This is a genomic window from Salicola sp. AFF1 (assembly GCF_056783195.1).
Map to the genome: position 1 here is coordinate 1 of NZ_JBXAYL010000006.1, position 25,765 is coordinate 25,765.

The 25,765-nt window shown below is 60.8% G+C and carries 24 protein-coding genes and 2 pseudogenes; 6 read left to right on the forward strand and 20 right to left on the reverse strand.

All coding sequences use genetic code 11. The features are described from left to right. Positions 1-119 precede the first annotated feature (119 nt). The gene (locus AC1RQI_RS05280) at positions 120-338 is read left to right on the forward strand and encodes a DUF2970 domain-containing protein (RefSeq protein WP_481903953.1); all 219 of its coding nucleotides are present in this window, start codon (positions 120-122) and stop codon (positions 336-338) included. 24 nt (positions 339-362) lie between these two features. Here the strand turns inward: AC1RQI_RS05280 and AC1RQI_RS05285 are convergent, their stop codons facing one another. Both AC1RQI_RS05285 and sohB read right to left on the reverse strand, forming a co-directional pair. Beyond that, positions 363-503 carry a hypothetical protein gene (locus AC1RQI_RS05285; protein ID WP_416634567.1) on the reverse strand — a complete coding sequence of 47 codons (141 nt, stop codon included), beginning with the start codon at positions 501-503 and terminating at the stop codon, positions 363-365. 87 nt (positions 504-590) lie between these two features. Next, positions 591-1,643: a protease SohB gene (gene sohB, locus AC1RQI_RS05290; RefSeq protein ID WP_481903954.1), complete on the reverse strand. Its 1,053-nt coding sequence runs from the start codon at positions 1,641-1,643 to the stop codon at positions 591-593. 220 nt (positions 1,644-1,863) lie between these two features. Between sohB and AC1RQI_RS05295 the strand changes: the two genes are divergently transcribed. Further along, positions 1,864-2,178, forward strand: a complete 315-nt coding sequence (locus AC1RQI_RS05295) for an SCP2 sterol-binding domain-containing protein (protein WP_481903955.1) — start codon at positions 1,864-1,866, stop codon at positions 2,176-2,178. Positions 2,179-2,231: 53 nt separating this feature from the next. On the opposite strand, the gene AC1RQI_RS05300 is transcribed toward AC1RQI_RS05295, so the two are convergent. From AC1RQI_RS05300 to AC1RQI_RS05315, 4 genes are all read right to left on the reverse strand, one after another. Next, on the reverse strand, positions 2,232-3,941 hold the full coding sequence (locus tag AC1RQI_RS05300) for a FimL-related protein (RefSeq protein ID WP_481903956.1): 1,710 nt from the start codon (positions 3,939-3,941) through the stop codon (positions 2,232-2,234). Positions 3,942-4,002: 61 nt separating this feature from the next. Continuing rightward, on the reverse strand, positions 4,003-4,710 hold the full coding sequence (dnaQ, locus tag AC1RQI_RS05305) for a DNA polymerase III subunit epsilon (protein WP_416634570.1): 708 nt from the start codon (positions 4,708-4,710) through the stop codon (positions 4,003-4,005). A 2-nt stretch (positions 4,711-4,712) separates the two neighbouring features. After that, complete coding sequence (gene rnhA / locus AC1RQI_RS05310) at positions 4,713-5,159, reverse strand: ribonuclease HI (RefSeq protein ID WP_481903957.1); 447 nt, start codon at positions 5,157-5,159, stop codon at positions 4,713-4,715. Further along, a complete protein-coding gene (locus AC1RQI_RS05315) occupies positions 5,156-5,947 on the reverse strand; it encodes a class I SAM-dependent methyltransferase (protein ID WP_481903958.1) in 792 nt (263 codons plus the stop codon). Before AC1RQI_RS05315 ends, rnhA begins: the two co-directional genes overlap by 4 nt. 124 nt (positions 5,948-6,071) lie before the next feature. On the opposite strand from AC1RQI_RS05315, the gene gloB reads away from it, so the two are divergent. From gloB to AC1RQI_RS05330, 3 genes are all read left to right on the forward strand, one after another. Further along, positions 6,072-6,863 carry a hydroxyacylglutathione hydrolase gene (gene gloB / locus AC1RQI_RS05320; RefSeq protein WP_481903959.1) on the forward strand — a complete coding sequence of 264 codons (792 nt, stop codon included), beginning with the start codon at positions 6,072-6,074 and terminating at the stop codon, positions 6,861-6,863. A gap of 126 nt (positions 6,864-6,989) precedes the next feature. Next, positions 6,990-8,606, forward strand: coding sequence for a lytic transglycosylase (locus tag AC1RQI_RS05325; protein WP_481903960.1), 1,617 nt, complete (start codon positions 6,990-6,992; stop codon positions 8,604-8,606). Positions 8,607-8,613: 7 nt separating this feature from the next. Then, positions 8,614-9,402, forward strand: a complete 789-nt coding sequence (locus AC1RQI_RS05330) for an enoyl-ACP reductase FabI (protein ID WP_416634575.1) — start codon at positions 8,614-8,616, stop codon at positions 9,400-9,402. A gap of 9 nt (positions 9,403-9,411) precedes the next feature. On the opposite strand, the gene AC1RQI_RS05335 is transcribed toward AC1RQI_RS05330, so the two are convergent. Further along, positions 9,412-9,783, reverse strand: a complete 372-nt coding sequence (locus tag AC1RQI_RS05335) for a PilZ domain-containing protein (RefSeq protein ID WP_416634576.1) — start codon at positions 9,781-9,783, stop codon at positions 9,412-9,414. After that, complete coding sequence (locus tag AC1RQI_RS05340) at positions 9,780-11,540, reverse strand: DUF1631 family protein (protein WP_481903961.1); 1,761 nt, start codon at positions 11,538-11,540, stop codon at positions 9,780-9,782. The genes AC1RQI_RS05335 and AC1RQI_RS05340 overlap by 4 nt, the downstream gene beginning before the upstream one ends. A 149-nt stretch (positions 11,541-11,689) precedes the next feature. Between AC1RQI_RS05340 and AC1RQI_RS05345 the strand changes: the two genes are divergently transcribed. Further along, the gene (locus AC1RQI_RS05345; protein WP_416634578.1) at positions 11,690-12,763 is read left to right on the forward strand and encodes a 3-deoxy-7-phosphoheptulonate synthase; all 1,074 of its coding nucleotides are present in this window, start codon (positions 11,690-11,692) and stop codon (positions 12,761-12,763) included. Here AC1RQI_RS05345 and cobA read toward each other — a convergent pair. The 12 genes and pseudogenes from cobA to accD form a co-directional block, all read right to left on the reverse strand. After that, positions 12,738-13,571 (reverse strand): uroporphyrinogen-III C-methyltransferase, encoded by an 834-nt coding sequence (gene cobA / locus AC1RQI_RS05350; protein ID WP_416634579.1) that lies wholly within the window; start codon positions 13,569-13,571, stop codon positions 12,738-12,740. The genes AC1RQI_RS05345 and cobA overlap by 26 nt on opposite strands. Before the next feature lie 32 nt (positions 13,572-13,603). After that, on the reverse strand, positions 13,604-14,890 hold the full coding sequence (serS, locus tag AC1RQI_RS05355) for a serine--tRNA ligase (protein WP_481903962.1): 1,287 nt from the start codon (positions 14,888-14,890) through the stop codon (positions 13,604-13,606). Positions 14,891-14,909: 19 nt separating this feature from the next. Continuing rightward, positions 14,910-16,268: a replication-associated recombination protein A gene (locus AC1RQI_RS05360; protein ID WP_481903963.1), complete on the reverse strand. Its 1,359-nt coding sequence runs from the start codon at positions 16,266-16,268 to the stop codon at positions 14,910-14,912. Next, positions 16,268-16,927: an outer membrane lipoprotein periplasmic chaperone LolA gene (gene lolA / locus AC1RQI_RS05365; RefSeq protein WP_481903964.1), complete on the reverse strand. Its 660-nt coding sequence runs from the start codon at positions 16,925-16,927 to the stop codon at positions 16,268-16,270. Before lolA ends, AC1RQI_RS05360 begins: the two co-directional genes overlap by 1 nt. Next, positions 16,928-18,427 (reverse strand): annotated as a pseudogene (locus AC1RQI_RS05370) (DNA translocase FtsK); the annotation flags it as partial. Positions 18,428-18,925: 498 nt separating this feature from the next. Next, positions 18,926-19,507: pseudogene (locus AC1RQI_RS05375) on the reverse strand (DNA translocase FtsK 4TM domain-containing protein); the annotation flags it as partial. A gap of 81 nt (positions 19,508-19,588) precedes the next feature. Next, the gene (locus tag AC1RQI_RS05380; protein ID WP_481903965.1) at positions 19,589-20,797 is read right to left on the reverse strand and encodes an O-succinylhomoserine sulfhydrylase; all 1,209 of its coding nucleotides are present in this window, start codon (positions 20,795-20,797) and stop codon (positions 19,589-19,591) included. Between the two features lie 3 nt (positions 20,798-20,800). Continuing rightward, on the reverse strand, positions 20,801-22,321 hold the full coding sequence (purF, locus tag AC1RQI_RS05385; RefSeq protein ID WP_416634584.1) for an amidophosphoribosyltransferase: 1,521 nt from the start codon (positions 22,319-22,321) through the stop codon (positions 20,801-20,803). A gap of 9 nt (positions 22,322-22,330) precedes the next feature. Then, positions 22,331-22,957, reverse strand: a complete 627-nt coding sequence (locus AC1RQI_RS05390; protein ID WP_416634585.1) for a CvpA family protein — start codon at positions 22,955-22,957, stop codon at positions 22,331-22,333. 66 nt (positions 22,958-23,023) lie between these two features. After that, entirely contained in the window at positions 23,024-23,578 is a 555-nt protein-coding gene (locus tag AC1RQI_RS05395) for an SPOR domain-containing protein (RefSeq protein ID WP_481903966.1), read from the reverse strand. A gap of 65 nt (positions 23,579-23,643) precedes the next feature. Next, the gene (locus AC1RQI_RS05400) at positions 23,644-24,840 is read right to left on the reverse strand and encodes a bifunctional folylpolyglutamate synthase/dihydrofolate synthase (protein WP_481903967.1); all 1,197 of its coding nucleotides are present in this window, start codon (positions 24,838-24,840) and stop codon (positions 23,644-23,646) included. Beyond that, positions 24,827-25,765 carry an acetyl-CoA carboxylase, carboxyltransferase subunit beta gene (gene accD / locus AC1RQI_RS05405; protein WP_416634588.1) on the reverse strand — a complete coding sequence of 313 codons (939 nt, stop codon included), beginning with the start codon at positions 25,763-25,765 and terminating at the stop codon, positions 24,827-24,829. The genes AC1RQI_RS05400 and accD overlap by 14 nt, the downstream gene beginning before the upstream one ends.

The following is a 25,765-nucleotide window of genomic DNA, read 5'->3' on the forward strand; positions in this document are numbered from 1 at the left end:
GGCATGAGCCGTATACGTGGTCCGTATGTACGGTTCTGTGAGAGGGATGAGGCGGAGACGCCTCACCCTACTCGATATTGCTTTATAATAAGGAGCCCAGTCAGCCCACAGGAGGTTTTGTGAACGATACGGATGAGAAGAAACCCGGATTCTGGCAGGTGGTGCTCAGCGTTCTGGCCGCCGCTCTGGGCGTGAATTCAGAGCGCAATCGTGAGCGCGATTTCAACGCATCGTCACCCTGGCCCTTCATTGTGGGCGGGATCATCTTTGGTGTGGCGTTCGTGGTGGGGGTCGCGCTTGTTGTGATGCTGGTTCTGGAGGGTACCGGGGCGGGCTGAGCGCCCCGGCATCAAGCCCTGTGGTTATTGCGTGGCAACAAAGGTCGTCGCAAGTGCCACGAAGAGCAGGATCAGCCCCACAGCCGCAAACGCATCGGCACGCTCATCCTTCTCATTGGGTACCGCGTCGTTGCGGCTTTCTTCATTCTGGTTGCCGTAACTCATTGCTTTCTCCCATCAAACGCTTGTGGTGAATCGGCGACAGGGCCCATGATAACCCGCCTTGAGCCCCCTTGCCAGCTTACGCGGCCATCACTGGAAACGCCCTGCACGGATCCATTCCACCCCTTTCATGACCCCGGACTCTACGGCACTCGCCGCACTCAGCCCCAGTTTCTCAGGCAGCGTTCGGCGGCGTTCATAGCGCACCAGCAGGACATCGCGCTGGTCACAGGCTTCGCTCATCACCTGATCGGAGGTCTTGAGTTCGTCCGCCAGATTCACCTCCAATGCCTGGCGGCCGAACCAGACCTCGCCGGTGGCGACGCTGTCGATATCGACCGCTGGCCGGTGCTCGCTGACATAATCCTTGAACAGCTGGTGAGTCTGTTCCAGATCCTCTGTGAACTTCTGCCGCCCTTTATCGGTGTTCTCACCGAACACCGTCATGGTGCGCTTGTACTCACCCGCTGTCAGGACCTCGAAATCCACGTCATGGCGCTTGAGAAGCCGGTGCACATTGGGCAGCTGTGCCACGACCCCGATAGAGCCCAGCATCGCGAACGGTGAGGCGATGATCCGGTCCGCGACACACGCCATCATGTAGCCGCCACTAGCGGCGACCTTGTCCACGCAGGCGGTCAAGGGGAGGCCGGCGCGGCGGATCCGGTCCAGCTGGGCAGCGGCATAGCCGTAGGAGTGGACCATCCCGCCCGCACTTTCAAGGCGGACCATGACCTCGTCATGCTCCGGTTCCGCCACACCAAGAATGGCCGTAATGCAGCGCCGGAGGCTACCCGTCTGACTGGCCTTCATATCGCCCTGGAAATCGACCACATAGAGCCGCCCACGGCGCCGTGAACCGTCGTCGCTGCTTTTGCGAGCCGCCTTCTTCTCTTTCTTGCGGTTGCGCCTGAGATCCTTTAACCATCGTTTGCGTCCGGCGCCGTCATGGAGATGCGACTCAAGGGTCTCCCGGTTGTCCCGGAGCTGGTCGTTAACCCGGACCACCTGAAGCTCACCTTCATCCTCTTGACCGCGTGCGCTTTGGGCCGCGGACATGACCATGGCAACCACAATCAGGGCAGCCACCACAAAGGTCACGACCTTGGCCAGGAAAAGCCCGTATTCCGCCAGAATCTCCAACCAATCTCTCCTTTTCGCTCAGTAGATCGAATCGATCGACTGCATTCTACGCATTACGCCAGCTCAGGATAAGACGCAGCCGAGCCAACCCGCTTAACGGCTTGCGTCACGAAGTTCAAACAAGCGTTCGATCAATCTTGACAGCAGTGACGCCCCTCCCTACAGTCAGCCGGAAGCCATGCCCATGGCGATACAACAATGGCAACCAAGGACTTCGAGCATGTCTGTACAATCCGTATTCGAAAAACTCGAGAAAAACTTCAACGCGGACGCTGCTGCCGGCCTGGACCTGGTATTCCAGTTCGATATTGAAGATGATGACTCTCACCACCTGATCATCAAGGACGGCACCTGCGAGCTGAAAGACGGCAAGCACGACGATCCGTCTGTGACCCTGATCATGAACTCGGAGACCCTTCAGGGCATTGTCAGCGGCGAGACCGATGGCATGCAGGCATTCATGGCCGGTCAGCTGCGCGCTGAAGGCGACATGATGCTGGCAACCAAGCTCAGTGAGCTGTTCAACATCGGCTGATGCCACTTGTGGGGAGCGCCACCCACGTGGTTACGCTCCCCGACTCCACACCGTTACAGGCCCACATCCTGCAGGGAGCTGTCTGCCAGGCGCAGCAGTTCGGGATTCGGCAAAGCATTCACACCCAATTCCTCAATGTAATATTCCAGTGAGGTGATCGCGTCGGCAAGTGCCTCCAGAATCCGTGATTCGGGTGGCTGCTGGGTGTTCAGCAACTGGGATTCAATCGCATCCGTTACACGGGCCACTACCCGCTCTGCTTCATCATTTCTGAGAAGCCGCATTCCGCCTTCAATGCTGCGCAGCGTTGCTGGCACATTGGCGAGATGGAACTTGTCGAAATCGGATTCAAGGAAGGCGGTAATGGCCTGTTTTGCAAGGGTGAGCGCGGAACTGGCCTCATCACTGAGCACGATCAGCGCTTCCTGCACATAGACCGAGCTCTCTTCTTGCCGCACCTTGTTCGCAAGGCGGTCGGTCTCGGCCGTAATACCGTGACTGGCCAGGTTCTGGGCCGCTTCCTCGATGTTCAGAACGGCATCCGCGACGGCATAGAGTTCCGACTCCGAAGGCAGTGTGCCCTTTTCCTCCCAGTCCCTGAGCCGTCCGGCTTCCTGGCGTGCCAGTGAGCTCAACTGGTGCAGATCCAGAATCAGCAGTGAATTGCCCACCCGTTCCAGGGCGGCAGCAATGGTGGCCAGTTCAGTGGTATCCGGATCAATCCCGCGCTCGACGATATCCAGGCGGTCCTTGAGTTCACTGAGCTCTTCGTTGATCGCATCCGCGAAGGAGCGCAGGACATCGGCACCGGGGCCGTAAAGATGGCGCTGGTGTTCAATGAGCTCCGCTTCGGTTATGTCGGGCTGCCCCAGCTCACACGCATCCAGAATGCTGAGCACCTCGGGGTTGGCAGACCCACTCCGATAAAGGATGTAGATCAGCTCCCGTACCAGCGCGTCTGTGGGGGATTGCTCGGCAACCGAGTTGCGATTGTAGATCAGCTCCCGCGCCTGCTTCTCGATGCGCATGAAAAGCCGCTTGCGGTTACGCTCTATCGGCAGGCTCTGGTCCTGTAATACATCAGCGGTGATGCTTACCAGACACCAGAACGACCGCATTGGCCCGCTGCCGCACAACCTTGCCAGGCCCTCCGCCGCGCGCGAAATCAGCCGGCGGCTTGTTCCCTGATCCTGATTGCGCAGCACCCCGAGCAACCCCACTTGATACATCAGACGGAAGCGCCGGGCGTGCACCTCATACTCGGACTCATCCGAGGTTTCCAGCGGTGTAATCGAGCGCTGGCTGCAGAAGTCCGGGAGCACCCCAAGATTGGCGCTGAAGAACCAGGAGTCCGGATAGGGGCTATCCCGGCGGGCCTCACGGATCTCGTTGACGACGGGTAGCAGAAGCTCGGGGCGATCCACCTGCTGGCGCTCGTAATATTCAATATACCGCCGCAGCGTAAAGAGCGCGTTGCTCAGCGCCGTGAGGAGGTTGTTCTTATCATCGGTGGCGCCCACAGGCACCTCGTTCGCCAGGACCACGGCCTCCTGGCAAAGCAGCGCGCCTCCCTTGAGTTCCACCAGAGCAAAGATACCGCGCAGCTGATTGAGGTAGTCCACGCAGTTCTGCAGATCTTCTTCACTTTCACGGTTTTCCTGGAATTGCTCAAGGCTCTGCTCCGCCTGGCCAATCGTTTCCTCGATTTCCTCGCGAACCAGCCCAAAGGACTGTGTTTTACTTGCCAGTGACGCCTGCACCATAAAAGGGGGTTCCACTATAGAGTCAGAGTTTCAATAACCTGTAGCAGGTTTCTCAGTTTTCTCAAGAAATTTCACGTTCGTGCCAGAGTACGCTTGTGTTTTCGGCCATGCCATCCAGAAAGGCCCGGTGCGCCTCCAGTTCTTGCCCATCCGCTTGCGGAACGGGCAGAGGCGAACGGTCCGGGTCCAGACGGCGGATCTCCGTGCCGGCCTCCTCCCCTTGCTCGGCTTCTCCCAGCGACAGCGCGGTCTGCCCGCCAGTCATCGCGAGATAAACCAGTGCTAGAATCTCCGCGTCCAGCAATGCGCCGTGCAGCTCCCGGTTACTGTTATCGATGCCGTAGCGCCGGCACAGGACATCCAGATTGTTCTTCTGCCCGGGATGCTTGTTGCGCGCCATCACCAGGGAGTCCTGGATCCCGCAAACGTCCGAGGTTCGCGGGTAGTCGCCTTCCAGCATGCCGAATTCGTGGTCCATGAAGCCCACGTCGAAGGGCGCATTATGGATGATCAGCTCAGCGCCGCGGATGAACGCCAGGAACTCATCCGCAATCTCCTGGAAGGTCGGCTTGTCCGCCAGGAATTCATTGGTGATGCCGTGCACCTCAATGGCGCTGTCTTCCACCTCGCGTTCGGGGTTGATGTAGACGTGGTAGTGGCGACCGGTCAATTCGCGGTCAGCTACCTCAACACAACCAATCTCGATAATGCGATGGCCCTGCTCGGGTTCCAGGCCCGTTGTTTCGGTGTCCAGGACAATCTGCCGCATAGTCAGTTTCCGCTTTCCATCACTTCGGCCGCGCCCCTGTTGGCGAGGGCGTCGGCCTGCTCGTTGCCGTCATTACCACTGTGACCCCGGACCCAGTGCCAATTGATCCGATGGGATTGCACCAGCTCGTCCAGCCGTTGCCACAGTTCCGCGTTCTTGACCGGCTTGCGGGCCGAGGTCCGCCAGCCGTTCTTCTTCCAGTTGGCCATCCACTGGTTGATCCCGTTTTTCACGTACTGCGAATCGGTGTACAGATCCACATCACAACGCCGTTTGAGCGCGGCCAGCCCCTCAATCGCAGCCCTCAGCTCCATCCGGTTGTTGGTGGTTCCGGGTTCACCACCCCACAGGTGCTTCTCATGGTCGCCGTAACGCAACACTGCGCCCCAGCCGCCGGGGCCTGGATTGCCTTTGCAGGCCCCGTCTGTGTACAAGGTTACCTGGCTCACCCTTGATCTCCCCTGCTACTGGCATCACGGGAATGCACCAATTTCAGACCGGCCCGTCTAAGCCCAGGGGATGCGCTCCGGTTGGCAACCGGCATGGCCACCACCTTGGGGTCAGGGATCGCCGGCTTGAAAGGAATTTTGGCGAGATCCCGTTTCTCAGCCACTAGACAATAGAATCCTCCCAAAGGCACCTGAAGCCCTCTTTCATAGAAAGGCTCGAGAAAAGCGAGTCGATCCAGCATGCGCCGGCCTCCCCACGGAGGACGGAAAAAGCCGTAACGCGGTGGTGCCACACAGCAGCCAAGCACCTGAGCCCAATCCTGCACGCGGCGTGCCAGCAGAAAGCGGCTGTTCCAGGGAATGCCACGCCGCGCTCTGAACAACCGGTGTAAGCCCCAAAGGCCCACCGGATTGAACCCGAGCACGATCACCTGCCCGCTGGAACGCACGACCCTGACTGCCTCCCGCAACGCCTGGCGGGGGTCCTCCGCCAGGTCCAGCGTATGGTGCAGGACCACGGAATCCATCCAATCATCGTGGAAAGGCAGCTCCTCCGGGCGCGCAATAACGGGCCCACGGTCAGTATCTCCCTTTACGCCGGGCACCACCAACGGCTGTTGCCCTTGCGGTAGATGTGGCGTTACCGCCACGTCGGTGCTCAGTCCTACCTCCAGGTGGCGGGTACCGAAAACGCGGGTCATCGCGGTCGCCACACAGGCCTGCTCCTGATTGAGCAACGCCGATCCCAGACCCGTCCCAAGCCAGTGTGCGAATGCCTCTGCGTTCATGGTGATTCCCCCTGTTTGTACCGCCAATTGTCGAGCCCAGCACAGCAACTGGCAAGTCCGCTCTCGTCACAACCGCAGCATTCCCTATAATGGGGGTCCGCAATCCCCAGCAACGGAGGTCGCCATGGGTTATCAGGTCGATGCCATCCCCGCACTGAATGACAACTACATCTGGTGCATCCACGATACACACAGCAATGGTGCCATGATCGTCGATCCCGGCGAAGCACAAGCCGCCAGTGACTTTCTTGAGCGTAACGGCCTAACGCTGGAAGCAGTGCTGCTGACCCATCACCACCCGGATCACTCCCATGGGGTGGGCAAGTTGATTGGCGATGGCGACATCCCGGTTCATGGGCCTGCGGACTCCCCGTACAAGGGCATCACACACCCTCTGAGCGAGGGCGATACACTGGCCTGGCGGGACCTGTCGTTCCACATCCTGGCGGTTCCCGGCCACACCCTTGATCACATCGCGTTCAATAGCGACAGCCCTCACCTGCCCCAGCCGGTGACATTCTGCGGTGACGCGCTTTTTGCCTGTGGCTGTGGCCGGATTTTCGAGGGAGAGCCCGCCCAGATGCGCGCCTCGCTGGCCAAGCTCCGTGAGTGGCCGGATAACACCCTGGTGTGCTGTGGCCATGAATACACCCGTGCCAACGTCGCCTTTACCCGGGCAGTGACCCCGGAGGATGGGGCGCTCCAAACCTACCAGAGGCAGGTTGAGCAGCTCCGGGACAGCGGGCAACCCACCGTGCCGACAACCCTGGGGCATGAACGCCGCTTCAACCCCTTCCTGCGTTGGGATGACCCCGACGTGATAAACGCGGCCGAGCGCAAGGCGGGCGAACAGGGCCTGAGTGCCGACCGGGTTTTTGGCGTGATCCGACAGTGGAAAGACGGGTTCCGCGGTTGAAGCCCGGCTACAACAGACACATTAAATCTTACGCGGTGTAATTGACGGTTCTCGGGGCCCTTCCTAGAATCTCGATACGCCGTGTGAACGCGGTTTGTCACGGGCCTCAACCAACCGGCTGTCTCTATGCATTACGTTCCGCTTTTCTGCCTGCTCTCAGTCATGAGTCTGCCGTTGCTGTCAGGCTGTGAAAGCCTCCACTCAAAGGGCACCAACCATGACAACAATCCACCGTCGATTGTGCGGGCTGCCAGGATGGATGCCAAGGTCGTGCGGCCACAGGGGGCCCTCCAACCGGACACCTCTCGGGAAACCAGCACAGACAACGACAGCCACGGCTACAGCAATGTCTGGCAACGCCTGCGGGACCAGTTCCAGTTTGAACATGACATCGACGACCCGCGAATAGACAGCCAGATGGCCTGGTTCAGCCGGAACCCATCCTACATGAAGCGAACCGCCGAAAGAGCGCGGCGCTACCTGCCCTACATCATTCGCGAGATCGAGAAGCGTGACATGCCCGGGGAACTGGCGCTGTTGCCCCTGGTTGAAAGCGCCTATGATCCTTTCGCCTACTCCCACGGGCGCGCATCCGGGATCTGGCAGTTTATTCCGGCCACCGGCCGTGCTTTTGGTATGAAGCAGAACTGGTGGTACGACGGGCGGCGCGACATCATCAGCTCCACCCAGGGGGCGCTGGATTATCTGGAACAGCTGGCAGGCCGGTTCGATGGTGATTTCGAGCTCGCCCTCGCCTCCTACAACGCCGGTGCCGGCCGCGTGCTCCGGGCCATCCGGCGTAATGAGCGCCGGGGACAACCCACGGACTACTGGAGCTTGGATCTGCCCTCGGAGACCCGGCATTACATACCCAAGCTGATCGCCCTGGCCCGGATCGTGGCAAACCCCGAAGCCCACGGCATTCAGCTCCCCTCCATCACCGATGACCCCTATTTTGAAATTGTGGACATCGGGGGCCAGATTGATCTCGCCCAGGCTGCCAATATGGCCGGCGTTGGCGTGGATGAGATCTATCGTCTCAACCCCGGCTTCAACCGTTGGGCAACGGCCCCGGAAGGCCCTCACCGGTTACTCGTGCCCGCGGCGTCAGCGGACCAGTTCCGGGAAGCGCTCAACACCCTGCCCGATGATCAGCGGGTCAGCTGGCGCAATTACACCGTTCAGGGGGGCGACACGCTGATCAGCATCGCGCGCTCTTTCAATACCACGCCGGATGTCATCCGCCAGCATAACGACATCTCGGGGCACACCATCCGCAAGGGCGAGCGTCTGCTCATTCCGGCTGCCGGCAATGCCAGTAATACCTATGCCCTGAGTGAATCCAACCGCCGCGCAGCCCGCCAGGCCGCTGCCGGCAACAAGGGCCAGAGCCGCACCGACTACCGCGTTAGCCGTGGTGACACCCTCTGGGATATTGCCAGCGCCCATGATGTGTCCGTGAGCAAGCTGGCAAGCTGGAACAACCTGGCGCCCGGCGATACGCTTCAGCCCGGCGACACCCTGGCCATCTGGACGGATGAACAGCAACCGCGCGACAAAAGGGGTGAGATGGTCCGGCGTGTGGGTTACACAGTGCGTTCTGGCGACTCACTCCGCCGGATCGCCAACCGGTTCAATGTCGGTGTTTCGGAAATCGCGCAGTGGAACAACATCAATACCAAGGACTATCTTCAGCCCGGACAGCAACTTAAGCTGTACGTCGACATACGTAACACACACTGAGGTCAGCATGGGAATACTGGACGGAAAGAAAGCGCTGGTCGTGGGCATCGCCAGCAAGCACTCCATTGCCACGGGCATCGCCCAGGCACTGCATGATCAGGGCGCGGAGCTCGCACTTACCTATCAGAATGACAAGCTCAAGTCCCGGGTGGAAGGGTTTGCCGAGAACTGGAACAGCAACCTCGTCCTGCCCTGCGATGTAACCGACGATCAGCAGATTGCCGAGCTGTTTGAGTCACTCAACGAGCACTGGGGAGGTCTCGACATTCTGGTGCATTCAGTTGGATTCGCGCCGGGCGAGGAGCTTGATGGCGATTTCACCGAAGTGACCAGTCGCGAAGGCTTTAAGAGTGCGCATGACATCAGCGCCTACAGTCTCACGGCACTTGCCCGTGAAGCCCGGCCGCTGATGGAAGGGCGCAATGGCTCGATCCTGACGATGACCTACCTCGGCTCACAGATGGTATTGCCCAATTACAACGTTATGGGTCTCGCCAAGGCCAGCCTGGAAGCCAGCGTGCGCTACCTGGCCGCTTCGCTGGGCCCCGAGGGCACCCGGGTCAACGCTATCTCAGCAGGCCCCATCAAGACGCTGGCCGCTTCGGGTATCAAGAGCTTCCGGCGCATGCTTTCTGAAAACGAGAAGCGCACGCCACTGCAGCGCAATGTAACCACCGCGGAAGTAGGCAATACGGCGGCCTTCCTGACTTCCGACATGGCCAGTGGTATTACCGGAGAGGTTATCTACGTGGATGCCGGGTTCCGCAATATGGCCATGAATCCGATGGAGACCTGAGCCCTCGCCTCAGCAGTCATCCAGCAGGGTGGCGACAGCCTCCTTCCAGTCAGCCAGGCTGTTGTCACCCGCATCCAATACCGCCAGACCGACCCGCCAGAAGCCATCCGCCCATTCCCGGCATGACCGTACCTCTGCCAACAGGGCGTAAGTGGCGCCCTCATCGATGGTTACCCGCAGGTTCAGCAATGCGTTTGCCACCACTGGTTCGTCCGCCGTGAGACTGATGCCACTGGCGGAAATATCCCGAGTGCAGCAACGTAACCAGCGCGGTGGCTCATCACCCACACCGTCTGCCACCTGCAGGTCCGCGACCACACGCCCGGCCAGCCGGTATTCATTGCGCTGCTCGTAGCTCTCCGGAATCCAGAAGTCACTCATGAGCGCCCTACCCGAAGCCGTCCCACAACCCGTGACAGCGTATCCGCAAACTCGGCGCCCTGGCTGAGAAGCTGGGCCTCCCCGTCGCGAACGCGGGCTGCCAGGTCCTCACGGAGGACTTCCTGGCGGTTGAGGCCATGCCGGTCCACGAACACAAGCTTCCCGGATGCTCTTATTCGCAATGCCAGTTTCAACCGCACGGCTTCATCGCTGCTGCCCAGCTGGATCCAGCTTCCGGCCTCCAGACAATCCACTTCCGCCAGAACTTTCTCCCAAAGCTCCGCCGCCTCACTAACCTGCTGAGCCTCGGCCTCATCCCGCGCCGCCTGGGCGGCCTCTTCACGCTCCCGGGCTTCACGTTCTTCACGCTCCTGCTCACGGCGACGCTCGTCTTCCCGAGCTTCTTCCTGGGCACGGCGCAAGGCTTCCGCTTCCCGACGCGCCTTGTCCCGGGCCTCTTCGCGCTGTTTCTTCTGGGATTCAAGCACACGCTGGAGGCTGTCAAGCGTATCGTTCAGCACGGCGGCAAAGGGATAGGCTTCCGGCAGCTGGGTCAGCTCCCCGGCCTCGTAGCGGGCCCGAACGGAACGGAAGGACTCAATGCTCAGCTTGGCGCCCCGCGCATTGGTCCACAACACCTCACCGGTCTCTTCCAGAAAACCAGTGAGGAACTGGCGGATTTGCTGACCATCTTCCTCGTACAGGTACCAGCTGCCCACCCAATCCCGGGCCTCGTCACCCTGGGCGGGATCCGGTTTCTCAAGCCACCGCGGGTCCGCTTCCGGCGTTTCCGCCGCCTCCTGGTCAACCGGTTCACCACGCAACCGCTGGGCAAGGAGCGTCTCCACCACCTGGAAACGCTGCGGATCGGGGTTCCGCCCATCCACCATGCTCACCACCTGCACGAGCTTGTCCGAAAGCTGCTCTCCAACGTGATAGAGCCGGTTCCGGTCCTGTCCACACAGACTTTCATCCCCGACCCAGACCAACCACTCCAAAAGACGCCACGCATGCCGCCAGCTTTCGGATTCCAGACCGTGATCCATGATTGCCCGCCGCATCAGGGCGCGCCAATCCGCCTCAATGAAAGCCTTGAGCCCAGACGGCAGATGGCGCCCCCGCAAAGTACGTGCAAGGGCGGCCCTGACGGCCTGTTCCGCCGCCCTTTGTCCAGCCGCCCCAACTTCCGTCTGCCACAGCCGGGATGCCACGCGCTCGGCCTGATCCGCCTGGCGCCGGATCTGATCCGTCCAATCACTGACGCAAACCTCAATGGGGTGCTCATCGCCACTCGCCAGGGCTTGACCTACGGCCTGCTCCATCGCCTCGAGATGATTCTCCACGGGCCTGTCGGAGCGCCCCCCGGTCCGGCTCCAACCACGCAGCGCCTGGAGGCTGTCCAGCCAGCGGCGCAGTGGACGCGTCTCCGCCACGGCCTGGTCACCGTTCGCTTCCAGGTCCAGAGCCAGCCAGAAACGCATACGGGCCACGCGATGAATCAGATAGGGATGAAGCCCGGAACGCCGCAGAAACACATTCATGACCCGGTCCGCCAGGTAGGCGGCATTGACCTGGCGCATGCTCCAGACAGCGTCAACGCGCTGGAGGTGCGTCACAACCCGTTCGTCGCTGCCCGCGTTCCAGGCCTCGGACAGTGTCCGGTTCCAGAGCTGGGGGGCATCCGTCGCCGACTGCCCAACCGGATACGGCAGATCGGGCACACGCAGCTCGGAGATGATGGATTCGATCAGGCTCAAACGTTGCTCTACCCGGCCAAGATGTCTGACTTACACCTTAAACCAGCCAGCGGGCTGCCGCCAGCATGACCGGCGGGCCGGATTGCATCCGCGAAGGAATTCACGCACTATGACGGCCCGTTTTCGTGCAAGGGCGATAAGAGGCAGTGATGGCAAGCAGCGACATCGAGAACGTCAATATTGAGGAACAACAGGTACTGACCACGCCGGCAGCGCTCAAGGAACAGCTGCCGCTAACCGATGCAGCCCGGCGAACCGTGCTGGAAGGCCGTCAGACCATTAATAACATCCTGGATGGCAAGGATCCGCGCCTGTTCCTGGTGGTCGGTCCCTGCTCAATCCACGACCCCGATGCCGCTCTGGACTACGCCCGCCGCCTGAAGGCACTGGCGGACGAAGTCAGTGATACGCTTTTCCTGGTGATGCGCGTCTATTTCGAGAAGCCCCGCACAACCACGGGCTGGAAAGGGCTGATCAATGACCCTCACCTGGACGACAGCTTCGATATCGAACGGGGCCTCTACGTTGGTCGCAAGCTGCTGCTGGACATTGCTGAGCTGGGGCTGCCCACGGCCACCGAAGCACTGGATCCCACCGCACCGCAGTATCTCCAGGATACCATCGCCTGGTCAGCGATCGGCGCCCGCACCACGGAATCCCAAACGCACCGCGAAATGAGCAGTGGTCTTTCCATGGCCGTTGGGTTCAAGAACGGGACTGACGGCAGCCTGGATGTGGCGATCAACGCCATGAACTCCACATCCAATCCGCACAGCTTCCTGGGGATTGACCAGAATGGGCAGGTAGCCATCACCCGCACCCGGGGCAACCCTTACAGCCATGTGGTTTTGCGCGGTGGCGGTGGCAAGCCGAATTACGACTCCGTGAATGTGGCGCTCTGCGAGCGGGAGCTTCAATCAGCTGGGGTACGCAACGCCATTATGGTCGACTGCAGCCACGCCAATTCCAATAAGGACCCGGCCGTGCAGCCTCTGGTCATGCAGGACGTAAGCCATCAGATCAAGGAAGGCAACCTGTCCATCATCGGCCTGATGGTTGAGAGCAACATCAATTGGGGCAAGCAGAAGCTGGCGGCGATGGATGAAATGGAATATGGCGTCTCCGTGACCGATGCCTGCATCGACTGGGAGACCACCGAGAAGGCCGTCCGCCAGATGCGTGACGACCTCCGGGACGTTATCCCCCACCGTCACCGGGGCTGAACGCCTCCGGCTCGGCTGGCACCTGTTCAAGCCAGCCGAGCTGACCTCTCAGATTCACTACATCGCCCACGATGATAATGGTCGGAGCCCTTACGCCGGCCTCTTCCACTGCCTCCACAATCGACGCCAGTGTCGCACTGACCACCGCCTGTTCCGGCATGGTTCCCTTTGAAACCAGGGCACAGGGGGTTTCCGGCGCCATGCCGTGGGCGATGAGCTCCCGAGCAATCACGGGCAAGCCCATGAGTCCCATGTAGAACACCAGCGTCTGCCGGTTCTGGACAAAGTCCTGCCAGGGCAGATCCGTGGTGTCGTTCTTGAGATGACCGGTGATGAAGCGCACGGATTGCGCATGGTCACGATGGGTCAAGGGTATACCCGCATAGCTGGAACATCCCTGGGCAGCGGTTATGCCAGGAATCACCTGGAAGGGGATGCCGTATTCCGCGAGGCGCTCAATCTCTTCGCCGCCACGGCCGAAAATGAACGGGTCTCCGCCCTTGAGCCGGACGACCCGTTTCCCTGCCCGAGCGTATTCCACCAGCATGTCATTGATCTGGTCCTGGGGAACGCTGTGATTGGAGCGCGCCTTGCCAACATGGATGATGGCCGCGTGCTCGTTGATCAGGTCCATAATGGGCTGTGAGACCAGTCGATCGTGCAGAACCACATCCGCCTCGCGCAGCAACCGCAGGGCTTTGACTGTGAGCAGGTCGGGATCACCCGGGCCCGCGCCTACCAAATAGACCTCGCCTTCCGCCCGCGGCTCCGCGGCGGTTGTCCTGCCAGGCAGCAGAAGGGTCTTCACGCGGTCCTTCACCCATTGCGTAACCATCGACTTCAGGCCCCCTCTGGTACAAGTTCGGTCAGTCCACCCATGTAGGACTGCAGCGCCGACGGAACACGAACCCGGCCATCCGCTTCCTGATAGTTCTCCAGTACCGCCACCAGGGCACGCCCCACAGCAAGGCCGGAGCCGTTGAGTGTATGCACCAGCTCCGGTTTTCCGGTCTCCGGATTGCGCCAGCGTGCCTGCATCCGCCGGGCCTGGAAATCACGGGTATTACTGCAGGACGAAATCTCGCGATAGGCGGACTGGCCCGGCAGCCAGACTTCAATGTCGTAGGTCCGGGCGGCCGCAAAGCCCATGTCACCACCGCACAGTGTCACGACTCGGTATGGCAGTTCCAGACGCTGCAGGATGGTCTCAGCATGGCCGGTCAGAGCCTCCAGTGCCGCATCCGAGTCACCGGGGCGCACGATATGGATCAGCTCCACCTTCTCGAACTGGTGCTGGCGAATCATACCTCTGGTGTCCTTACCATAGGCGCCGGCCTCGCTGCGGAAGCAGGGGGTATGACACACCATTCGCTTCGGCAGCTCCTCTGCTCCCAGAATACGGTCACGCACCATGTTGGTGGCAGGCACCTCGGCGGTTGGAATCAGGTAGAGATCCCGGTCACCATCAATCCGGAACAGGTCCTCTTCAAACTTGGGAAGCTGCCCGGTGCCCGTAAGGCTGGCGCTGTTGACCATATAGGGCAGGTAGGTTTCCGTGTACCCGTGTTCGGCCGTATGCAGATCCAGCATGAACTGGGTCAGGGCCCGGTGCAGCCGCGCCACACCGCCCTGCATCACCGCGAAACGGGCGCGGGCGATCGTGGCCGCGGCGGCAAAGTCCATACCGCCTACCCCCTCTCCCAGGGTTACATGGTCGGCCGGTTCAAAAGCCGGTTCTGTGGGCTCGCCCCAACGGCGGATCTCGACATTATCCTCGTCGGAATCGCCCTCGGGAACAGCGTCATCCGGGATATTCGGAATCCCCTCCAGAAACGCATTCAGGTCGACCTGCAGTTCCCTGAGCTGGTTTTCGGCGTCCGCCTTCTGTTGTTTCAGCGATTCCACCTCATCCATCAGCGGCTGCGCGTCTTCGCCATTGCGCTTGGCTTCCCCTATGGCCTTGGAACGGCGCTTCTGTTCAGCCTGCAGTTCCTCGGTACGGCTCTGGAGCTCACGGCGACGGTTTTCGAGCTCGCGCACCCGTCCGGTGTCCAGTTCATAGCCTCGCCTTGCCAGTTGGGCGGCTGCAGCGTCGGGGTCGGTTCGCACCCATTTGGGATCCAGCATGATGGTCTCTTTCCAGTCGTCAGTTGTTGTTCCCGTCGGGATAGCGCTGCCGCTGGCTTTCGGCGTTCAGCCGGTCCAGATAGGCACGCTTCTCCGCGAATTTCTGTTCCAGCCCACGCGGTTCTGGCTGGTAGAAACGTGTGCCGTGCAGCGCTTGGGGCATATAGCTTTCGCCCGCCGCGAACGCTTCCGGTTCGTCATGGGCATAGCGATAATCCTCGCCATACCCCTGTTCCTTCATCAGCTTCGTGGGGGCATTGCGCAGATGCGCTGGAACCGGCCGATCCTGGTCCCGACGCACCTGGGCCATGCACTCATTAAAGGCCCTGTAAACACCGATACTCTTGGGTGCCATGGCCAGGTAGGTCACCACCTGGGCCAGCGTCAGTTCCCCTTCAGGGCTGCCCAGACGCTCCTGGACCTGCCACCCTTCCATGCTCAGACTCAGCGCCCTGGGGTCGGCATTCCCGATGTCCTCACTGGCGATGCGCACAAGACGACGCGCAATATACAACGGGTCGCAGCCGCCATCCAACATCCGGCACATCCAGTACAGGGCCGCATCCGGATCCGAGCCGCGCACAGACTTGTGCAACGCGGAGATCTGGTCGTAGAAAACATCCCCGCCCTTGTCGAAGCGGCGCAGCGATGTCTGGAGCACCTCCCCCAGAACGGATTCGTCAATGACCGGCTTTCCCCCCTCCTTCTCTTCACCAGCAAGATCCGAGCCCACCTCCAGTATGTTGAGCGCGCGCCGGGCATCACCATCAGCCGCCCGTGCCATCATGCCCAGAACGTCATCATCAACCTGGACACTCCCGTTGAGCCCCTCCTCCGCCTCGACGGCCCGCCGCAGCAGCGCCACAAGGTCCCGCTCTTCCAGATCCCGCAGCACATAAACCCGGGTGCGGGACAGGAGCGCGCTGTTGAGCTCGAAGGAGGGGTTCTCCGTGGTGGCCCCGACGAAGATGACTGTGCCCTCCTCGATATGGGGCAGGAAGGCGTCCTGCTGGGATTTATTGAACCGATGGACCTCGTCCACGAACAGAAGGGTTTCCTGGCCGCTGGTCTCCAGGCGTTCCCGCGCTGCCGCGACAGCATTGCGTATATCCTTGACCCCAGCCGCCACAGCGGAGAGCGTCTCAAACCAGGCCGAGGTCTGTTCCGCGAGCAGGCGGGCAAAGGTGGTCTTGCCCACACCGGGCGGTCCCCACAGGATCATTGAGTGGAGCTGGTTCTCCTCGACCGCCCGGCGTAACGGCTTGGTCTCGCCCACAAGGTGCTGTTGGCCCGCGTAGTCTGCCAGCCCGCGTGGGCGCATCCGGGCTGCAAGCGGTTGGTGGCGCGCTTGCTCGGTGCCAAAGAGCCCTTGCTGCATCAGCGGGCTCCGTTGGCCTCATTCCGGATCACGTCAACGTTATCCGGCACTTCCAGTTCGAAACGGGCATCGGGAACAGGCTCATTGAGTACGATTTCGTGGAATTGCAGCTTACTGCGCTGGTCCAGAGAGTCATGCAACTGCATGCCCCTGAGCACTCCGTCCCCATCAAAGCGCATGCTCAACTTCAGGAAAAGCGTGTCCTGATCCTTCGGCTCCAGAGTAAACCGCTCGCCATCACCGTTTACGCGGTGCTCTATCCGGAACGTCTCCGCCAGATTGCCCACCTTGCCGGAGAGCAGCAGTGCAGGCGTTGATGCAATACGATCCTCAAGCGGATAGACCGTGACCTGGCGCAGATCCGGATCGTAGACGCGGACCTCGTCGCCAGCGGTGACGATTTTCTGCTCCATGGGGGGATCAACATGCCAGAAAAAGTCCCCGCCACGCCGGGCACTGAGCTCGCCGGTGGTCTTCTGAAGCCTTTCGCCGTCGGGGCTCTGTACCGTCTGTTCAAAGCTGGCCTGATAGCTGCGGTACCCCGAAAGCCGCTCGCTTAGCAATGCGGCCGCATCCCCGCTACTGCCGGATTGGGCCAGTGCCGGCATAGCCGACAGGCACAGCGCCATAAAAAGGGTCTGGATCGCTCGCATCATCATCTAGTCTCTTGGTGGCGGGGCAGCGAGCACCTCGCGGGCGCCATTGTGGCCGGCAGCGCTGACCACGCCTGCCGCCTCCATGGCTTCCACCAGATTCGCTGCCCGATTGTATCCAATCTTGAATTTACGCTGCACGGAGGAAATGGAAACCTTGCCACTGTCGGTGACGAAGGCTACGGCTTCATCGAAAAGCGCGTCCTGCTCGCTGTCTTCGTCGCCGCCCATGGCGGCAATGCCAGGCACGCTGTCACTATCGCCGCCGCTCAGAACATCCTCCACATAATCCGGCTCACCACGCTGTTTCCAGGCCTCAACAACGCGGTGGACCTCGTCGTCATCCACGAAGGCTCCATGCACCCGCTCGGGGTTGCTTGACCCCGGTGGCAGATAAAGCATGTCGCCGTTGCCCAGAAGCTGCTCAGCGCCTCCCTGGTCCAATACCGTGCGCGAGTCCACTTTCGACTGCACGGAGAACGACATCCGGGTGGGGATGTTGGCCTTGATCAGGCCCGTGATCACGTCCACCGAAGGCCGCTGCGTTGCCAGGATCAGATGGATGCCTGCCGCCCTCGCCTTCTGAGCAATCCGCGCAATGAGTTCCTCCACCTTTTTGCCAACAATCATCATCATGTCGGCAAACTCATCCACCACCACAACGATGTAGGGTAATGGCTCGAGTTCCGGTCGCGCGTCCTCGCTGGGGTCCATAGCGTTCTCCGGGTTCCAAAGGGGGTCCTTTATGGGTTCCCCTCGGTCACGGGCCTCGCGAACCTTACGGTTGTAACCCGCCAGATTGCGCACGCCCTGTGAGGACATCAGTTGATAGCGCCGCTCCATCTCCGCAACGCACCAGCGCAACGCATTGGCTGCCTCTTTCATGTCCGTCACCACTGGCGCCAGCAGATGCGGTATCCCCTCGTAGATGGACAGTTCCAGCATCTTGGGATCAATCATGATCAGGCGCACCTCCTCGGGCGAGGCATTGAGGAGCATACTGAGGATCATGGCGTTCACCCCAACGGACTTGCCTGAGCCGGTAGTCCCGGCCACCAGAAGGTGGGGCATCTTGCCCAGGTCGGCAACCACTGGTTCGCCACCGATGTCATTGCCCACCGCCAGGGTCAAGGCGGAACCGGATTTTGTATAGCTGGGCGAGGACAGGATCTCGGAGAGCTTGACCATCTCCCGTTCTTCGTTCGGGATTTCGATGCCAACCACTGACTTGCCCGGGATCACCTCAACCACGCGCACGCTGTACACCGCCAGCGCCCTCGCCAGGTCCTTGGCCAGGTTGGAAATACGGCTGACCTTCACGCCAGCGGCTGGTTTGATCTCAAAACGGGTGATCACGGGGCCCGGATTAACCTCCACAACCTCCACGGCCACGCCAAAGTCAGCCAGCTTCTCCTCTAGAAGGCGAGACATGTACTGCAATGAGTCCGTCGAGTATCCCTGCTTCTTGTGCGAGGCCGGCTCATCCAGAATACTCACCGGTGGCAGAGGCGTCTTTCCTTGATCAACCGGCTTGCCACTAGACCGGCGCCCGCGCTTCTTTTTCTTGCTCCCTTTATGATCATCGGCCTCCGGCTTGGCACTACCCGCTCCCCGTCCCTGGAAAGGCGTGATGTTCACCGCTTGCTGCTCCTCTTCCCCGGCAGAAGCATCAGCCTGCTCATCAACCGCATCCACGACCAAAGGCAGTGAGGGCTGCTCCGGCTCAGGTTCGTCACTGAAGACAGGCTCTTGCCGGTTGGGGGTGTTTTGCTGCATCGCGGAGCGGCGACGCTTCAAGCGTTGTCCCAGGCGCTTGAGAATCCCTGGGGAGGGCTCATCAACACGGCGGTTTACCACTGGGGGTTCGGTTTTCCTGGGAGTCGCTAAACGCGCCTGACGCTTCTCTGCCACCCTGCGCCGCAGGCTTGCTACAGACCCCGTCATGGCCCGGAGCACCCATGTCACGCTGCGAACCAGCACCAGTGCGCCCTGCCCAACCCGGTCAATCAGCGCAATCCAGGAAAGCCCGGTCACCAGCGTCAACCCGAAGAGAGCGATGGCGCCCAGAACCAGAGTAGTGGCGGGCCGGTTCAGCTGGGCCACAAATGTTGCGGCAATCTCACTGCCCAATACGCCACCGGAATCCGGGCCCAGCCCGAAAAACGAATACAGGCCGAAAAGTCCACAACTGGCGGCAAGGAACAGGACGAAACCACCGGTACGCAGGAAGAACAGGGGCCAGTGGAAGTCCGGATAGGTCCCCCGGTTCCGATAGAGGGTGATGGCACACCAGCCAGCCAAAAGCGGGAAAAGCCAGGAAAGCTGGCCAAAGAAGGTCATTAGCAGACTGGACAGCCAGGCCCCGCTACGCCCTGCGTAGTTGCTGGCTTCCAGTTCATGACCAATGCTCGCCCAGCCGGGGTCGGCCGGATTGTGGGACACCAGAGCCATCACCAGATAGACACAGAGCACGATCAGAGCAATCAGCGCCCCTTCGCGCCCACCCTGGGCAAGAAGCTCCCGGAAGCGCGTCCGCCCCCGATGCTCTGTCTCCTGCTGCGCCTGTCCCGATTTGACCTGTGCCATAGCGTTCACTTCATCCTTTGCCCCAAGTTAAACATGTAATGGCTTGATTCGCCAGAACATGTCCAACCGGAAACGGGGCGTTTACCCGCCGGAAAGCGCCCGCTCAAGATCCTCGATCAGATCCTCAACCGATTCCAGGCCAATGGACAGCCGCACCAGGTTCTCGGTTATCCCACCCCGCTCCTTCTCCTCATCGGACAGCCGACCATGGGTGGTCGTGGCCGGATGGGTCACCGTGCTCTTCGCATCCCCCAGGTTCGCTGTGATCGAGAACAGGTTCAGTTCATCAATCACCCGCCACGCCTGTTCCCGTCCGCCCTTCACCCGGAAGGAGACCACACCACTACCACCGCTCTGCTGCCGCTTGGCCAGCTCATTCTGTGGATGGTCCGGGAGCCCCGCATAAAGCACCGTTTCAATCGACGGCTGTTCCCGCAACCACTGGGCAACCCGCAGGGCGTTCTCGGAGTGTGCCTTCATGCGCAGGGACAGCGTTTCGAGTCCCTTCAGAAAGACCCAGGCATTAAAGGGGCTCATCGTGGGGCCAGCTGAACGGATCACTCCGTGAACCTCCTCCATCAGCTGGTTGCTGCCCACAACGGCACCCCCAACACAGCGCCCCTGACCATCAAGGTATTTCGTGGCTGAATGGACCACGATATCCGCCCCGTGGCGGAAGGGTTGCTGCAGTACGGGCGTACACAGGCAATTATCCACCACCAGTAGCGCCTCGTTGCGGTGAGCCAGCGTTGCCAGTGCCTCCAGGTCGGCGATTTCACCCAAGGGATTAGAGGGGGTCTCCAGGAACAGGATCCGCGTCTCGGGGCGAATGGCCGACTCCCACTCAGCCCGGCTGGTCAGGTCCACAAAGGTGGTCTCAACACCGAAGCGGGCCATGTATTTCTGGAGCAGGACTGTTGTGGTGCCAAAAACGCCTCGGGAGCACACAATGTGATCCCCTTGCTGGAGCAATCCCATGAAGGTCGCCAGGATGGCGGCCATACCCGAGGCCGTGGCCACACCGCGCTCACCCCCCTCCAGCGCCGCAATACGGTCCTCAAAGGTGGCAACCGTGGGGTTGGTGAAGCGTGAGTAGATATTACCCGGCTCGTCCCCCGCGAATCGCGCTGCCGCCTGGGCGGCGCTGTTGTAGACAAAGCTGGAGGTCGGGTACAGGGCCTCGCTGTGCTCAAGTTCCGGGGTACGCCGCTGCCCCGCCCGAACCGCCCGGGTCTCAGCCCGGGTGCCCGACAGGTTGGCGTGTGGTACCTGCTCACTGGAATCGCTCATGGGTCACTCGTCGTTATGGATATCGATGACGTCACTATCCGCCGTCAGTTCCTTGTTCCGCTCGTTCTTTTTCGCTTCCGAGCGCTCCTGCTCCAGCCGTGTCAGGTAGTCAGCGGTCACATCGCCGGTGGGGTAATGGCCGTTGAAGACAGAGCAGTCGAACTCATCGATGGTCTCGTTGCCCTCACGGGCACATTCAACGAGGTCATCGAGGTCCTGATAGATCAGCCAGTCCGCACCAATGAGCTCTTCCACTTCCTTCTCGGTACGGCCATGGGCGATCAGCTCATTGGCTGCCGGCATGTCGATCCCATACACATTGGGGTAGCGCACCGGCGGTGCCGCCGAGGCGAAGTAGACTTTCTTGGCTCCCGCGTCACGCACCATCTGCACGATTTCCTGGCAGGTTGTGCCACGCACGATCGAATCGTCCACCAGAAGCACATTCTTGCCCTGGAATTCCAGTTCGATGGGATTCAGCTTCTGCCGCACGGAGCGCTTGCGCATGGTCTGCCCGGGCATGATGAACGTACGCCCGATGTAGCGATTCTTGATCAGCCCCTCACGGAACTTGACGCCCAGATCATACGCCAGCGGTAACGCCGACGTCCGGCTGGTATCCGGGATGGGAATCACCACGTCAATATCATGGTCGGGCATTTCGCGCTTGATCTTGCCAGCAAGCGCCTCGCCCATGCGCAACCGCGACTTATAGACGGAAATGTCATCGATGATGGAGTCAGGCCGCGCAAAGTAAACGTACTCAAAAAGGCAGGGGTTGAGTTTCGGTGACTCAGCACACTGCTTCGTATACAGGCTGCCGTCCGTTTCAATATAAACGGCTTCGCCCGGTGCAATATCCCGGACCAGCTCGAAGCCCAGCGAGGCCAGAGCGACACTTTCCGAGGCAATCATGTATTCCTTGCCTTCGGGCGTCTCACGAACACCAAAACACGCCGGGCGAATGCCATTGGGGTCGCGGAAACCAACGATGCCATAACCGGTGATCATGGCGATGGCGGCATAAGCGCCGCTGGCACGACGGTGAACCGTGCGCACCGCATCGAATACATCCTCGCTGGTCGGGTTCAGCTTGCCCTTCTTTTGCAGCTCATGGGCAAAAACATTGAGCAGAACCTCGGAATCCGAGTTGGTGTTGATGTGGCGCAGGTCCGAACGGAACACATCATTGGCGAGTTCCTCGGTATTCGTCAGGTTGCCGTTGTGCGCCAGCGTGATCCCATAGGGACTGTTCACGTAGAACGGTTGGGCCTCGGCAGAGCTGGAGGTGCCGGCCGTGGGATAACGCACATGGCCAATACCCACATGGCCAACCAGCCGGCGCATATGGCGGGTACGGAAGACATCCTTGACCAGACCGTTGTCCTTGCGCAGAAAAAAGCGCTCATCCTCAAAGGTCACGATGCCTGCGGCATCCTGGCCCCGGTGCTGAAGAACGGTCAGTGCGTCATAAAGCGACTGGTTGACGTTGGTCGTGCCAACGATGCCAACGATTCCACACATCGAGTTGTATTACTCCGCGGTTGCTGGGGATTGGGAACGCTCGTCCCTGGAGATTGTTTCCGGTGCACTGTCCTGCATGTCCATCAGGCGTTGTGCGCCTTCCTGCATGGCTTGTCCGGAAGCGTCACTGGCGGCTTCAGCATCCGGCAGAAGCGAATCAATTTCGTCACCGAGCACGTCCCTTGACCAGGCTTCAACTTTTGCCAGTTCCTGGACCGTGGTTGATTCACGCCACCAGGTGTCGCCGGTGACCGGCGTCATCCGCAGAAGCGCCAGGGCCACCAACACCAGTACAAGGCCACGCGCCAGCCCGAAGAACATGCCCAGGGTACGGTCCGTGGCACTGAGACCGGTGGCCTCCACCAGACGGCCTAGCGCGTTATTGACAACAGCGCCTACAATCAGGGTGACCACAAACAGGATGCCGAAAGCCGCAATAAGACGAACCGTGGCATGGCTGACCGTATCCGCCAGCAACACCTGCATGTTGGGGTGAAAGGTCCGGGCGATGACAAAGGCACCCACCCAGACCACAAGTGACATTGCCTCCCTGACGAAGCCCCGCTTCAGGCTGATCAGGGTTGAAACGGCGACAATGGCTATGATGACCCAGTCGATCCAGATCAGCGCATCCATCCGGAGGCCCCAGTGCTTACAGGAAGCGGCCATTCTAGCAGGAATCGAGAGACCGCCAAACCGGCGTCAGTCCTCTTCTCCTTCAATCACCATGGCCTTGAGATTGAACTCAGCCTCAAGCTGCTTGCGCGCGGACTGGGCTTGCTCCTTATCCACGAAGGGGCCTGCGAATACCCGCGTATAGGTACCGTTGTCGGTATCAACCGTTTGGCTGTGCGCGTCCATGCCGTGCTCACGCACCCGATCCCTCAGGCCGAGGGCGTTATTGCGTTTGCTGAAACTGCCGAGCCGAACCAGCCACGCTCCCCGAAGCGCGCCATCTTCTTCCTGTTGGACCTGGGGGACTGGCTCAGAATCATCCTGGGACGTGGCGGGGCCGTCATCCCGCTCTATCCGCCCATCATTCGCCATGGGGATCTCAGGGCCATCCCCGGAGTCCGGTGGCGTGTCCGGCTCCTGTGGCTGCTCAATCGTTACCGGCTCCATTTCCGGCTTCGCAGGTACCTCAAGCACCTGCTCCTTCCGGGCCTGGTGCGGCTCATCGAAAAGCATCGGCAGAAAGATCACCGCCAGGCAGACAATGATGAGGGCCCCGATAATCCGCTGTTTGAATCCGTCCAAATCCCTGCGCCTTGCTTGTAAATGGTTGTAAGGGAGTGTAATCGCTCGGGGTATGGCAGTACCAGTTACGATTCCAGAACGGCCAGAGCTTCAGACACCGTCAGAAAGGAACCGAATACCAGAACGCACCCGTTTTGCCCGGCGGCTTCCCGGGCTGAGGCCAGCGCCTCCCGGACCCCTGCTGTGGTCTGGAGCTGCCCCTCAGGAACCAGCCCCGCGAGCCGTTCAGCAACCTGCTCCGCGCTCAGCCCACGGGCACCCGGCAAAGGCGCCAGGTGCCAGCCATCCAGGATGTCAGCCAAGGCGGCGGCCACCCCTTCAACGTCTTTATCGCCCATGGCGCCATAGACCGCGTGCACTGGGGTTTCCGGGACCTGCGTCAACCGGCTCCCCAGCCACCGGGCGGCCTGTGGGTTGTGCCCGACATCAAGGATGATCCGGGGCTCGCCCTCCAGCGTCTGGAACCTGCCGGGCAGGACTGCGGCGTTGTGCAGATGTGTAACGGTGTACTCATCCACCTGGAACCCCAGCATCCCGAAAGCAGCTAGAGCCGTTTGCTGGGAAGCGGATAACCCGCCGTCACCATCCGATCCGCCAAAATCACGCCCGCGGATTCGCAAGGGAATGCCTTGCGCCGCAGCCTGGTCAGTCACCGAGGCGGGAGGATCCGGCTCGCCAAAAAGGGCTGGCTGCCCTGCCCGCAGGATGCCAGCTTTTTCATAGCCGATCTGTTCGCGGTCAGTACCAAGCCACTGGGTGTGATCCAGGTCCACACCCGTGATGATCGATAGCGCCGGTTCTGCCACATTGACGGCGTCGAGACGCCCGCCGAGCCCCACTTCAAGAAGCGGGTACGCCACGCCAGCCTCCCGGAAAAGCCAGAACGCAGCCAGGGTGGTGAACTCAAAATAGGTCAACGGGATATTGCGCCGGGCCTGTTCCACGGCGGCCATGGCATCGCATATGGCGGCGTCCGTTACATCCACCCCATTGATGCGGATCCGTTCGTTGAAACGGCGTATATGGGGTGACGTATAGGCGCCGGTACTGTACCCCTCAGAGCTTAACAGGGACTCCAGGGCTGCCAGGGTGCTGCCCTTGCCATTCGTGCCCCCGACGATCACCACCTTGCCAGGCAGGCCCTGCGGCAAAAGCCGACGGTAGACAACCATCACCCGATCAAGGCCAAGCTCCATCTCACTCGCATGGAGGGATTCAAGATAGGCCAGCCAGTCTTGCAGGCTGGCATCACTCTGTGGCATCGGCCTCTCCGGTGCCCTCTTCTTCCGGCAGCTGTTCGGCGAGCGGCTCTGGCTCGTCCTCCGGCGGCTGCTCATGGTGTCCGAGCTTAGCGAGCACATGGGCCACCCGTTCCCGCATGTCGTGCCGGGCAACAATCATGTCAATCGCCCCGTGCTCAATCAGGAACTCGCTGCGCTGGAAGCCTTCCGGCAGCTTCTCGCGTACCGTTTGCTCAATCACCCGTGGCCCCGCAAAGCCCACCAATGCATAGGGTTCGGCGATATTGAGGTCGCCCAGCATACCGAGACTGGCGGAAACGCCCCCGAATACCGGGTCGGTGAGCACGGATATGAACGGAATGCCCTGTTCACGCATGCGTTCAAGTGCCGCTGCCGTCTTCGCCATCTGCATCAATGACATGATGGCTTCCTGCATACGGGCGCCACCACTGGCCGCGAAACATACCAGGGGCACGTTTTCTTCCAGGCAGATGTTCACGGCGCGCACGAACTTCTCGCCGACCACCTGCCCCATGGAGCCGCCCAGGAACTGGAACTCGAACGCCACCGCAACCACGGGGACATCCTGTACGGTCCCCGCCATGGCCACCAGGGCGTCCTTTTCACCGGTGCTTTTCTGGGCCTGGCTCAGACGGTCCTTGTAGCGTTTGGTATCCTTGAACTTGAGCCGGTCCACGGGCTCCAGGTCAGCCGCAATCTCCCGGTTATCCTTCGCATCGAGAAAGATTTCCAGGCGACGCCGCGCGTTGATCCGGATGTGATGTTCGCACTTGGGGCAAACATTCAGGTTGCGGTCCAGCTCCGGGCGATAGAGAAAGCCGTTGCACTTGGGGCATTTCTTCCAGAGCCCTTCAGGAACCGTTGAACGCTGCTGCGCGTCCGAACGGATCATTCCGGGCATAATCTTGTCGAGCCAGCTGCTCAT